Annotated in this window: 13 protein-coding genes; 3 read left to right on the forward strand and 10 right to left on the reverse strand. The window is 35.5% G+C overall.

What is annotated here, in order from left to right; all coding sequences use genetic code 11:
* Nucleotides 1-3: 3 nt before the first annotated feature.
* The 3 genes from MUN42_RS00005 to MUN42_RS00015 are packed head-to-tail and all read left to right on the forward strand — an operon-like array spanning nucleotide 4 to nucleotide 3,056.
* On the forward strand, nucleotides 4-1,428 hold the full coding sequence (locus MUN42_RS00005) for an NAD(P)/FAD-dependent oxidoreductase (RefSeq protein WP_243342450.1): 1,425 nt from the start codon (nucleotides 4-6) through the stop codon (nucleotides 1,426-1,428).
* A 9-nt stretch (nucleotides 1,429-1,437) separates the two neighbouring features.
* On the forward strand, nucleotides 1,438-2,697 hold the full coding sequence (locus tag MUN42_RS00010; RefSeq protein ID WP_243342220.1) for an FAD-dependent oxidoreductase: 1,260 nt from the start codon (nucleotides 1,438-1,440) through the stop codon (nucleotides 2,695-2,697).
* Complete coding sequence (locus MUN42_RS00015; protein ID WP_243342221.1) at nucleotides 2,694-3,056, forward strand: DUF1667 domain-containing protein; 363 nt, start codon at nucleotides 2,694-2,696, stop codon at nucleotides 3,054-3,056. Before MUN42_RS00010 ends, MUN42_RS00015 begins: the two co-directional genes overlap by 4 nt.
* Nucleotides 3,057-3,311: 255 nt before the next feature.
* Here the strand turns inward: MUN42_RS00015 and MUN42_RS00020 are convergent, their stop codons facing one another.
* The 10 genes from MUN42_RS00020 to gyrA form a co-directional block, all read right to left on the reverse strand.
* Nucleotides 3,312-5,090 (reverse strand): peptidoglycan amidohydrolase family protein, encoded by a 1,779-nt coding sequence (locus MUN42_RS00020; protein WP_243342222.1) that lies wholly within the window; start codon nucleotides 5,088-5,090, stop codon nucleotides 3,312-3,314.
* 262 nt (nucleotides 5,091-5,352) lie between these two features.
* A complete protein-coding gene (locus MUN42_RS00025; RefSeq protein WP_243342223.1) occupies nucleotides 5,353-6,165 on the reverse strand; it encodes a hypothetical protein in 813 nt (270 codons plus the stop codon).
* A complete protein-coding gene (locus tag MUN42_RS00030; protein ID WP_243342451.1) occupies nucleotides 6,162-6,848 on the reverse strand; it encodes an ABC transporter ATP-binding protein in 687 nt (228 codons plus the stop codon). Before MUN42_RS00030 ends, MUN42_RS00025 begins: the two co-directional genes overlap by 4 nt.
* Complete coding sequence (locus MUN42_RS00035; RefSeq protein WP_243342224.1) at nucleotides 6,842-7,201, reverse strand: GntR family transcriptional regulator; 360 nt, start codon at nucleotides 7,199-7,201, stop codon at nucleotides 6,842-6,844. Before MUN42_RS00035 ends, MUN42_RS00030 begins: the two co-directional genes overlap by 7 nt.
* A 278-nt stretch (nucleotides 7,202-7,479) precedes the next feature.
* A complete protein-coding gene (locus MUN42_RS00040; RefSeq protein WP_243342225.1) occupies nucleotides 7,480-7,752 on the reverse strand; it encodes a hypothetical protein in 273 nt (90 codons plus the stop codon).
* A 76-nt stretch (nucleotides 7,753-7,828) separates the two neighbouring features.
* Nucleotides 7,829-8,779: a hypothetical protein gene (locus tag MUN42_RS00045; protein WP_243342226.1), complete on the reverse strand. Its 951-nt coding sequence runs from the start codon at nucleotides 8,777-8,779 to the stop codon at nucleotides 7,829-7,831.
* Between the two features lie 25 nt (nucleotides 8,780-8,804).
* Nucleotides 8,805-9,584 (reverse strand): SigB/SigF/SigG family RNA polymerase sigma factor, encoded by a 780-nt coding sequence (locus tag MUN42_RS00050; RefSeq protein ID WP_243342227.1) that lies wholly within the window; start codon nucleotides 9,582-9,584, stop codon nucleotides 8,805-8,807.
* A complete protein-coding gene (locus MUN42_RS00055) occupies nucleotides 9,584-9,919 on the reverse strand; it encodes an anti-sigma regulatory factor (protein ID WP_243342228.1) in 336 nt (111 codons plus the stop codon). Before MUN42_RS00055 ends, MUN42_RS00050 begins: the two co-directional genes overlap by 1 nt.
* A gap of 1 nt (nucleotide 9,920) precedes the next feature.
* On the reverse strand, nucleotides 9,921-10,226 hold the full coding sequence (locus tag MUN42_RS00060; protein ID WP_243342229.1) for an STAS domain-containing protein: 306 nt from the start codon (nucleotides 10,224-10,226) through the stop codon (nucleotides 9,921-9,923).
* A gap of 1 nt (nucleotide 10,227) precedes the next feature.
* Nucleotides 10,228-12,663: a DNA gyrase subunit A gene (gene gyrA / locus MUN42_RS00065; RefSeq protein ID WP_243342230.1), complete on the reverse strand. Its 2,436-nt coding sequence runs from the start codon at nucleotides 12,661-12,663 to the stop codon at nucleotides 10,228-10,230.
* Nucleotides 12,664-12,665: the final 2 nt, after the last annotated feature.

The following is a 12,665-nucleotide window of genomic DNA, read 5'->3' on the forward strand; positions in this document are numbered from 1 at the left end:
TATATGTACGACGCTATAATTATTGGTGGAGGAGTTACTGGCTCATCAGTAGCTTTTTATCTATCAAAAAATGAGGGAAAGTTTCTTTTATTAGAAAAACATGAAGATGTTTGTTGTGAAACAAGTAAGGCAAATTCTGGAATTTGTCATGGTGGATATGATGCTCAGCCTGGAACAATGAAAGCAAAAATGAATGTAAAGGGAAATCAGATGATGGAAGAACTTTCCAAAACTTTATCTTTTCCTTATAAAAAAATAGGAACATTGGTGCTTTGCCACAATAAAGAAAATTTTGGTGGTTTAAAGGAGCTTTACAATTTTGGTATAGCAAATGGCGTTAAAGGAATGAAAATTATCTACAAAGACGAAATACTTGCTATGGAACCAAATGTAGAAGAGGATGTATATGCAGCCTTGTATTGTGCGGAAGCTGGAATTGTAGATCCATTTTTGATGAATATATCTTTTGCAGAAGTAGCCAATATGAATGGAGTAGAATTTGAATTTAACAAAAAAGTTATTAATATAAGCAAAGAAGACAATCGTTGGTTAGTAGAAACTGAAGATGGTGAAATTTATCAAAGTAAAACCGTAATTAATTGTGCAGGTTTGTATTCTGATCAATTACATAATATGGTTTCTGACGATAAATTTACAATAAAAGCTAGAAGAGGAGAATATCTACTTTTAGATAAAGAAACAAAAGGATTTGTTAATCATGTAGTGTTTAATCTACCTACAAATAAAGGCAAGGGAATTTTGATCACACCGACAATAGATGATAATACACTTGTAGGACCTACATCAGATTATATCGATGATAAGTCTGACACTAAATCTACTAGAGAGCACTTGGAAGAAGTTATAGAAAAATCAAATGATACAGTAAAAAATGTCCCTGTTAATATGGTAATTACATCTTTTTCAGGAAATAGAGCTCATGAAGTTGGAGGAGATTTTATCTTACAGGAATCAGTAGAGGGATTTTTTGATTGTGTAGGTATAGAATCACCTGGACTCACCTCCGCACCTGCTATAGGAGAGTACATGGCAGGACTTGTAAAGGAAAAAATAAGCTTACTATCAAAAGAAAACTTTGATACCAATAGAAAAGCGCTACCTAAAACTTCAGAAATGAGTCTTGAGGAACATGAAAATTTGATAAAAGAGAATCCTAAGTATGGAAGAATAATTTGCAGGTGTGAAAATGTAACTGAAGGTGAAATCATAGATGCTATAAATAGACCTCTCGGAGCAAGGAGTGTAGATGGAATTAAAAGAAGAGTTAGGGCTACAGCTGGAAGATGTCAAGGGGGATTTTGTCTTCCTAGAGTAATGGAAATTCTTTCTAGAGAACTTGGTATTGACTTTGAAGAAGTTACAAAAGGATCCAAAAAATCAAGATATTTGCAACAAAGGGTGAAATAGGAGCTTAGTATGAAAAATTATGACTTAGTAATAGTAGGTGGCGGACCTGCAGGACTTGGAGCAGCCGTAAAAGCTTATGATGAAGGTATAAAAAATATATTAATAGTTGAAAGAGATTTGGTTTTGGGCGGTATATTAAATCAATGTATTCATAACGGATTTGGTCTACATCGATTTGGTGAAGAATTGACAGGACCTGAGTATGCTCAAAGATTTATAGATCAAGTAAAACAAAGAGATATAGATGTATTATTGGATACAATTGTCTTAGACATAAGTCCTGATAAAGAATTAACTCTAATGAATCAAATAAATGGTATGTTTACTATAGTACCAAAGGCAATAATACTCGCTATGGGTTGCAGAGAAAGACCTAGGGGAGCCTTAAATATTCCAGGATCTCGTCCTGCAGGAGTATTTAGTGCAGGAACTGCTCAAAGAATGGTAAATATTGAAGGCTATATGCCAGGTAAAAAAGTAGTAATTTTAGGATCCGGAGATATAGGTCTTATAATGGCTAGAAGAATGACCTTAGAGGGAGCAAAAGTTCAATGTGTGGCAGAAATAATGCCATATTCTGGAGGATTAAAAAGAAATATAGTTCAATGTCTAAATGACTATGATATTCCTTTGTATTTTTCAACAACAGTTTCGGAAATAGTTGGAAAAGATAGGCTAGAGGGAGTTTATTTATCTAAAGTAGACGATAATATGAAAGTAATACCTGGCAGTGAAAAATATTTTGAATGTGATACCTTACTTCTTTCAGTAGGCTTGATTCCTGAAAATGAACTTTCAAAATCTGCTGGAGTAAAACTTGATAGAAAAACTAAAGGATCTGTAGTATCTGATAGACTTATGACATCAGTAGATGGAATATTTGCTTGTGGTAATGTTCTTCATGTTCACGATCTTGTCGACTATGTTTCTGAAGAATCTGAAATTGCTGCAACGAATGCGGCAGCTTATATAAACGGACAATTAAAAGAAGCTAAAAGTCAAAAGGTAGAAGTAAAGGCTGGTACAGGAATATCCTATACTATACCTCAATACCTTCACTATGATACAATGCCTGAAAATTTAACTATAAGATTTAGAGTAAATGGAGTCTATGAAAAAAAGACAATTGCTCTTTATGTTGATGGAAGAGAGATAAAGAAAAGAAAGAAAAAAATCCTAGCTCCAGGCGAAATGGAAAAAATTGATTTAAATAAAGAGGATTTAAATCCTGAAATTTCAGAAATCGAGATTAAATTGGAGGAAATATGAAAAAGAATTTTACATGCATAAATTGCCCCTTAGGCTGCCAAGTAGAAGTAACTTTAGACGAAAATAGAGAAATTTTAGATATCAGTGGAAATTCTTGTAAATTGGGTGAAAAATATGTAAGAAATGAAATTAAAAATCCAAGAAGAATGCTAACTTCAACAGTAAAACTTCTAGGTTCAAAATATTATTCAGTTCCTGTGAAAACCAAAGAAGCAATTCCTAAAGATAAAATTTTTGCATGCATGAAAGAAATAAATGAGGTAGAAATAAAGGCACCTGTAAATGTAGGAGATATAGTAAAAAGAGATATTGCATCAACAGGAATAGACCTTGTAGCAACTGCAAACAGAACAAATTAAAAAAGTCTATATTAATAAGCTGATCACATAAAGATCTGACTACTAATAAAGTAGAAATTATTAATAAGGATCTGTAATTATTGTGTGTATTAACCTAAATCCTGATGCAGGAGTAAGGGTTGATACCAAAATAAGAATTTTTCTTATCGAACTTTCCTTAATTGATTATTTAAATATTTTAAAAATTAATCAGAGGCTAGAAATTTCTAACCTCTGATTAATTAACTTTGTTAATTATTTTTTACTATAGCAATTTTATTTTTTATACTTGTAAGTTTCGTTATTAGTTCCTCCTACAAGTCTATAGTATCTTACAGGTAGTCCACGTCCATCTCCCATATAGCCCTTTCTAGGGGTTATGCTTACACTATTTGGTGAATAAGACATGTGGATTATTGTATCATCTTGTTCATTTAGAATAAAGCCTGTGTGACCGTCAGCTCCTGCTGATGCTCCAGGGTAACCTGCCACGAATATATCTCCATATCTTATATCTGATTCGTCTATTTGATACATTACCTTACCCTCTGCTCCCAGTTTAAATAGGGTTTCAGTATTTCCTATTGCAGCTCCTTTTTCCAAGAATCCACCGTAGATTAATGACCTATAAACAGCAGAAGAGCAATCAGCAGAGTAGTCTGATGTTCTTCCTTGCCAGCTCATATCATAGGTTAGACCTGCATTTCTTGCTGTAAACATCCATTCTATAGCCTTATCAACGCTCTTTGTAGAGTTTTCAACAGGCTTTGCTATTCCATTTTTGTCTACCTTATAGGTTATGCCCTTTTGGGTTATTTGTTTGTTTCCTGTTAGTCCATTTTCACTAAAGTAATAGAGAGTACCGTCTATATTCCAAATTCCTTCTTGGATATAGCCATTTTCATTGGTGTGGTATTTGTTACCCTTATAGTTTATCCAAGCATTCTTAGGGTTTATAGCTAGACCCTTTTGGTTAACCTTGTAATATTTGCCATTTAGCATTACTTCCCTATTTTGAAGCATTATGCCATCTTTTTCAAAGATATAGTTATTGTTGTTTACATTTTGTAGGCCTTTAAGGATCTTGCCATCAGATCCTGTCCTATAGGTTTTACCATCTATGGCAAACCAGTAGTTTTTAGGATTTATAATCTTTCCTGTCTTATCAGTCATAAATAATTGATCGTCATTGATAGTTTTTAGACTTGTATCAATAGCCCCATCCTTATCAAAGTTATAGTAGTCATCTCCTACCTTACTTATGCCCTTTAAGACTTTTCCGCTCTCATCTGTCCTATAAATTTTGCCATTAAAGCTTACCCAGCTATCTGTCTTGACTTGAAGTTCTCCATCTTCTCCTGCCTCATAGTAGGTATCTTCATTGATTAGTTTTATATTTGTTTTTACTTGACCTTGACTATCGTAGTAATACTTTTTGCCATCTACTTCATTTATACCTTTTGTATAGACTTCTTCTTCAAAGTTATTTTTATTTTCTTTGTCATTTTCTTGATATGATCCAGAATAATTATTGACTTTGGCTTTTACATAAGCATCTAAGTCAAAATCAGCATATTTGATGACATCTGAAGATTCTTCTTCACCCATACTATAAGTTGTGATCGATTTTTCTTCAGTGGCTTCTCTAGATTCTAGCTCTCCTTCTGATGCTGAATCTATCTTTTCTTCTGAATTTACCTCAGCAAAATCTTCTAGGGAATAGGTTGCGATAGTAAGAGTATCTTCTTTTTCAGAAGCTTCTAATGTCTCGGCAGGAGTTTCTTCTTCATTTTCTTCTGCCTCTTCGCTTACTTTTTCTGTTAGATCTTCTTCATCTATATTTTGTAGGTTAAATACTTCATCATCTAGGGAATAGGTTGAATAACCTACTATATCATTAACCTTAGTGTCATCGCTTGAATTTTCTAGATAATCCTTGGCATTCTCTTCGTTCTTGCTAATTTCTTCTTCAGCAAATACTTTTTCAATAGGTGCTAAAGTTGATGATAAGAAGAGAGTTGATGCAAGTAGTATAGTCTTGTTTAGTTTTCTCATTAGTCCCCTCTATTATTACAATATGTTTACAATCTATAAGTCTATTATCTGAATTTTTTTCATTTCAAAATTATTATAGACCAATTTCAGCAAAATTGCAACAAAAAAGTTACATATTTTTGTTTTTTTGTAATAATTTCACCCTACCAAGACTTTACAGATATTTATCCAACTAGTATTTTTTAATTCTCGTATGTTTTAGCTCATCAAAAATCTTCAATTACAATTCTTGATTTCAGGACTAAGCTCATAAGTCTTCCTATCAAAGAACACTCAACCTATTCTTATGGAAGTAATTGGTAAAGAATGTTTGTATAGATCCAATCAAGATATTTGCGATAGATCCCATAATCATAATCTTCCTAAAATTATCAGTCATTTGAGCCATCTCTACAGTAAGGCCATTAGCACTTTCAGAACTTGTAATTGAGGCAGAAAATCCTAGCTCTATTGCCTTGTAACCAAAGAAGGAAAAGATTATAAAGAGAACTATGCTAATAAGGATATAGACTAGGATAGGTCCAAATTTACCAAGGTCCTTGAAGGTCCTATCACTTCCTATAGTTATAGATGCTGTTATTCTACTTATTCCTGAAAATAAGGATGATAAAACGATCAAGACCATCAATCCTATATCCATTATTCTAAGCTCATAAAGTCCATCCCTTATGATGGCAAATAAGCTCCTAAGTCCTTCTATAGGTCCTTCTCCTGATGATAGACTCATAAAGATAAAGAATTCAACTACAAATAAGATTGCTAGTATTAGACTCATTACCATCATATTTATAATCCTTGATGAAGTTACCCCTGATGACTTTATAGGTAGTACATCATAAAAGGCTGCATTTTGTCCATAAAAGCTCTTATAATCATTGATTATGACCATAACCATAGATAAGGCAAAGGATAAAAACATTGCCAAGATAGCAAAGGCTAGGATTATTTGCAAAAAGCTTGAGTCAAAACTCTTATTTAAAAAGTTCAAGATAATTGTCGCTAGAAAGGATAGGATTACCCAAGGAAGGGCATCCCTCAAGTTTTCCTTTAATTGGTGTTTTAATAGCTTAATCATTGAAATACCTCCTCAAAATATTCTTCTACTCCCATCTTGTGGATTTCTCTTAGATCGTCTATAGACTCTTCTAGGATTATTTTTCCATCTGATAGGAAAACTACCTTGTCTAAGAGCCTTTCGATTTGGCTAATAAGGTGGGTTGATATTATCATTAGGCCATCATGGTCAAAATTATCAATGATAACATCTATAATCTTTTTTCTAGCTGCAGGGTCGATTCCACTCATAGGCTCATCTAAGAGGTAGAGGTCAGACTTCCTAGATAAAGATAGGGCAATTTGTACCTTATCCTTCATGCCCTTGGACATATTCTTTAGTTTCATATCCATATCAAGCTTGAAGTCGTTTATTATTTTCTCAAACTTTTCCCTAGAGAAATCTTCAAAAAATTCTCTATATAGCTTAGCTACTTGCTTTAAATTGTAGGAATCATCCGAAGGCAAGTGGTCAGGTTGGTAGGACACCTTATTCTTGGTTATATAATTTGGCTCATCTCCTCCTATCCTTACCTCTCCCTTATAGTTTTTCTCAAGACCTGCCAGTATTCTAAGGAGGGTGGTCTTGCCCGAACCATTTGGTCCCAAGAGTCCTACTATCTCTCCCTTCTTTAGAGATAGATTTAATCCATCTAGAACCGGTTTTCTCTTGTAGGTCATTTTTAAATTATTAATCTCTAACATTCTTTCCATAAATTATCAATTCCTTTCAAGGCCCTCTCTTTTGATATTTTAAGGTCTTTGGCACTTTTTATAAAATCCCTACATATTATTTCAAAGGAATCATTTGACAGAGACCTTATTAGCTCCTCATCTTCTGTAACAAACCTACCCGAAGTCCTTTTGCTTCTGGCAAGCTCCTCTCTTTCTAGCTCCTGGAGGGCTCTCTGGACTGTATTAGGATTTACTCCATAGTCTTTGGCAAGTTGTCTAACAGAATCGAGTCTTTCTCCAGGAGCCCATACGCCACTTGATATCTTAGACTTAAAATCTTCCAATATTTGAAGATATATGGGCCTATCATTATCAAATTCCATAGGAACTCCTTTCATTTGTATTTTTTTGTATCTTTGTATTAATCTCTTAGTACAATGATATTATATATCCCTATTTTTATTTTTGCAAGTCTTTTTTGAAATTTTTAAAAAAATTTTATTAACGATTATAAACATAGGGTTTGCTTGGAGCTAGCAAGTAAAAGGATTGGGATTAAAAATTTGACCAATGAAAGATTTATAAAGGTGGGAGAGGGAAATCTTCGCAATCAAAAAGCCCCAGATTAGTCTGGAGCTAGATAGTAGTTGATATAAGTTTCTTAGATAAGAATATTTATAAGGATGGCAAGGACTACCATAAGGACAAAAGCTAGGGGGATGGTTATTCCTATCATCCTATCAGATCTAATTTTATTAAAGCTCTTGTTGGTAAGGTAGTAGGCTGATACAGAACTAAGGGTAACTACAGCAGCAAACAAGAATGTAAAGACTGTGTCAAAGCCTTTCATAAATATTCTTGAGATTAAAAATATAAGGGTTGGTGTGGATACATACAAGGCATACCAACCAAAGGACATGGACTTATTTTTCATAGCTTCTTCCTTTCTTTGTTATAAAATATCAGCTACAAGTTTTTACAAAAAAAGAGAGGCTTAGCTCTCTTCTTAATTAGTTTCCTGGATACATGGTTGATGATCCTGGATACATTATTCCAATTTCGTTTATTATAAGACCTATGTCACCAAAGCCTGTTTCTTCTAGTTTCTTTTGGGCCCTAGTGTAGGCTAGATCTATGTCAGAATTAGGAATTTGGCTTACTACGTCTGGATCAAATTCGTATAGGTCTACTAGCATTTGTTTGAAGTCTTCGTAGTCCTTGTCGGATTGACCAAAGGTTAGGGTTTCTTGACTTGCTTCTTCTACTTGAGGAATCTCTCCAAGGAGGTCTTTTCCTACCATATTGGCATAGTCAGTGTAGTAGCCATCCTTCTTTTCTTGATAGGCTTTTTTGAAAGCTTCTTCTAAGCTTTTATCAGTAATTTCGTTTACCTTTTCTTGGTTATAGCCTAGGCTAATTAGGTAATTTCTTTCATTTATGAATTTATCTGTAACCTTATCCTCGCTCTTTGGCCAGGAGTATTTTACCTCAACGCTATCTAGAGGGAATTTCTTGGATAGGTCCTTGTAGTCCTTAGCTAATTCTTGGAAGATAAAGTCCTTTATATCCCAATAGCCTGTTTCTTCACTGGCCTTTTTGGCATCTGCATAGTATTTTTCTAGGTCTTCATCACTTAGCTTATCTAGGATAGCTTCATCGAATTGTCCAATTTCTACTATGGCATCTCTTAGTTTGGCATGGTCAAGGTCTGTTGCCTTTTCTTCATTTTCTTCCTTGATTTCTTTTTCTTCTTTATTTTCTTCAGTGTCTGTATTTTCCTTAGTTTCTGTACTTTCTTGATCTTCTTTAGCTTCTTGCTTAGAAACTTCTAGGATTTCGCTAGATTCCAAAGCTTTTTCTATGGTTTGGTCAGATATATTTTGCCCTTCTCCTACTTGGTTGGCGCATCCACTAAGGGTTAATGCTAGTGCTAGAGCTGTGATTGTACTTTTAATTTTCATATAATCTCCTTTGTTTTACCATACCTTATTGATGATCTTCTTTCATTTTTTCTATCTCTATGGAAAATTTTTGGATGATCTTTTTTTCAATCCTTGATACTGTCATTTGGCTAATAGATAGGGTATTTGCTATATCGACCTGGGTTCTGCCCTCATAGTAACGTAGTTGGAGGATCTCTTTTTCTAGGTCATTTAGTCTTTCCTTTGATTTTTCGATTATATCTTGGAGTTCTACCGAATCGAAGTTCTTGTCTTCTTCTCCTACCATATCGGATAGGTCAACGGAGTTTTCTCCCTTTTGAACCTGGTATTTCATATCAAGGGATTGAGGTGAGTAGACCTTGCTAGCTTCCATGGCTTCAAGGATGTCTTCCTCATCTTCTCCCAAATAGTCTGCTATGTCCCTTACGGTTGGAGTCCTTTGGAGTTCTTGGGGAAGGACTTTCTTTGCATTATTTATTTTTTTGTAGAGGTTTTGGACCCTTCTTGGGACCTTTATAACCCAGCCCTTGTCTCTAAAGTATCTTTTGATCTCGCCCATAATAGTAGGGGTTGCAAAGGATGAGAAGGCAAAGCCCTTGGTAGGATCAAACCTTTCTACTGCATAGATTAGGCCAAGGCTTGCTACTTGATAGAGGTCATCCTTTTCTATACCCTTACCCAGGTACTTATTGGATAGGATATCTACTATATACATATTTTCTTCTATGAGCTTATCTCTTAGTTTTTTGTCACGGGTCTTGTAGTACTCCATGAATTTGTCATTGTCGGAGTCCTTCTTGCCTTGTTTTTTTGACTTGGCCATCACTTAGTCCTTAGTATTATGCTTATCTTTTCTTCAGATATTATACATTCATCTGCTAGTTCTTTTAGGATTAGATCTCTCATGGCATAGGCCTTCTCATCAAGGTCTCTATCCCTACCATAGACATCGATTTTTAGTTCATCTTCTCCTAGGAAGTAGTCAATCCTTATGTCTTCTTGGTTGAGCTTGTAGTTTAGGGCTTCAGAAATTACCACCCTTATGTCTTCGATTTTTTCTATATCAAAGTCCATATCTGATGCTAGGGAGGATGTGAAGAGCCTTATTGATTTGATGTAGATGCTATTTGCTGGTACTTGTATGCTAATCTTATCCATCTTACACCATCTCAAATATTTCTGTTAGGTCTGTTATTTCAAAAAGTTTCTTGATATTATCCTTTGGATTTATTATCTTAACTTTTTTGCCCTTTTCCTTGTTGTCATTATAGATTTTCATAAACATACCCAGGCCTGTTGAATCTAGGTAGTCTAGGTCTTCTATATCGATAACTATGTCTTTATTTTCTGGACTTATGTTATTTTCTATAAAGTCTCTGAAGTCTTCCTCTGAGTAGACATCAAGGTCCCCCTTGAGTCTTATTAGGATTTGTTCTTGGTTGTTTTCTAGATTTGCTTCAAACATATCATTCCTCTTCTTCCATGTTTGTGTACTTGGTAACAGCTATTATCCTATCCTTATCAGATGATAAATTCTTTAGCTTGACCCCTATGGTATTTCTGCCTGTTGTTGAAATATCACGGGCGCTAAGTCTAATCATATCGCCTGATAATGATACCATCATTATATCATTTTCTAAGTCTACCGGTAAAGTATCGACTAATTTTCCTGTTTTTTCTGTAACCTTGTGGCATTTGACTCCCTTACCACCCCTGTTTTGGCTCTTGAAGTTGTTCAAGGAAGTTTTTTTGCCGAAGCCGTTTTCAGTAACTACTAAGAGGTAGGTTTCATCTGCCCTGATGTTCATTGAGGTAACCTCGTCTCCTTCATTGAGGTTGATTGACTTAACCCCTTGGGCTATCCTTCCCATGGACCTTATGTCAGAGGTACTAAATTGGATGCTCATACCACACTTGGTTGATATTATAAGGTCTTCTTCCTTGTCGATTTGCCTTACTGATATTAGCCTGTCTTTATCATTTAGGGAAATAGCTATGATGCCATTTTTCCTAATGTTGGTAAAGTTTTGGGCGTCTGTTTTCTTGATAAGACCATTCTTGGTTGCAAGGACTATTTGACTATCTTTTTTGAGTTCAGATAGGGTCATCATCTCCGCAATCCTCTCTCCTTGGTCAAGGTTAAGGATATTTATTATAGCTACCCCTCTGGATGTACGAGATCCTTCTGGAATTTCGTAGGCCTTTAGGGAGTAGACCTTACCTAGGGATGTAAAGAAGAGGAGGTCTTCATGGGTGTTGGTGGTTTGGATCTTCTTGATAAAGTCGCCTTCCTTGGTATTTCCTGCTGCTATACCCTTGCCTCCCCTATTTTGTACCTTGTAGGTATCTATAGGAAGTCTCTTGATATAGCCATCATTGGTTAGGCTTAGGAGGACATCTTCCTTTTCTATTAGCTCTTCTATTTCGAATTCTCCCTCATCAGGGATAATCTTAGTGCGTCTGTCATCCCCATATTTTTCCTTAATCTCTTCCATCTCCTCTATGATTAGGTTGATTAAGGTTTCTTCTGAATTAAGGATTTGCAACAGACCCCTAATTTTTTCTTCAAGGTCAGCATTTTCTGCATTTAGCTTATCGATTTCTAATCCTGATAGCCTCTTTAATTGCATGTCTAAGATGGCTTGGGACTGCTTGTCAGTTAGGTCAAACCTATCATAGAAGATCTTCTTGATTTCGTCATTGTCGTATGAAGATCTAATAATTTTGATGATTTCATCTATGTTATCTATGGCAATTATGAGTCCTTCAACTATGTGTTTTCTAGCACGGGCCTTGGATAGGTCGAAGTTGGTCCTTCTGGTTACTACTTCTTTTTGGAAGTCTATATAGTATTCTATAAGCTCTTTTAGGTTTAGAACCCTTGGAACTCCATCTACTAGGGCTAGGTTTATGATACCAAAGGTTGTCTCAAGTTGGGTGTACTTGTAGAGGTTGTTGAGGAGGATATTGGCATTGGAATCTCTCTTGACTTCAATTACTATCCTCATGCCCTTCCTATCAGATTCATCTCTAATATCAGATATGCCCTCAATCCTCTTTTCCTTTACTAGGTTGGCAATTTTTTCGATAAGTCTTGACTTATTTACTTGGTAAGGAATCTCTGAGACTACTATCCTTTGTCTATTTTTCTTGTATTGTTCAATCTGTGCCACAGCACGAATTTTAACCTTGCCACGGCCAGTTCTGTAGGCTTCCCTGATGCCTGACTTACCTAGAATATTTGCTCCTGTTGGAAAGTCTGGGCCTGGGATAATTTGGTTTAGTTCATCAATGCTGATGTCAGGATTTTTCATATAGGCTACACAGCCATCTATGGCTTCGACTAGGTTATGAGGAGCCATATTAGTAGCCATACCTACAGCTATACCGTTAGATCCATTTACCAAGAGGTTTGGAAATCTTGAAGGAAGGACTACCGGTTCTTCTTCCTCTTCATCGAAGTTGGGCATAAAGTCTACTGTGTCTTTTCCAATATCCCTTAGCATCTCCTTGGCGATCTTGCTCATCTTTACTTCTGTATAACGCATGGCAGCAGGATCGTCACCATCTATTGAACCGAAGTTACCTTGACCTGTAGCCAAAGGATACCTGGTTGAGAAGTCTTGGGCGAGCCTTACTAGGGCATCGTATATAGCAGAGTCACCATGAGGGTGGTACTTACCCATTACATCACCTACTACCCTGGCTGACTTTCTAGTTGGCTTATCTGGATCAAGACCCAGTCCTTCCATTCCGTAGAGGATTCTTCTATGAACAGGTTTTAGCCCATCCCTTACATCGGGTAGGGCCCTTGATACTATAACACTCATAGAATACTCTAGGTAGGAGTCCTTCATTTTTTGTTCAAGGTCTACATTAATAATATTATTGTATTCTGTCATTT

The sequence above is a fragment of the Anaerococcus sp. AGMB09787 genome (assembly GCF_022808955.1).
Taxonomy (GTDB): Bacteria; Bacillota; Clostridia; order Tissierellales; family Peptoniphilaceae; genus Anaerococcus.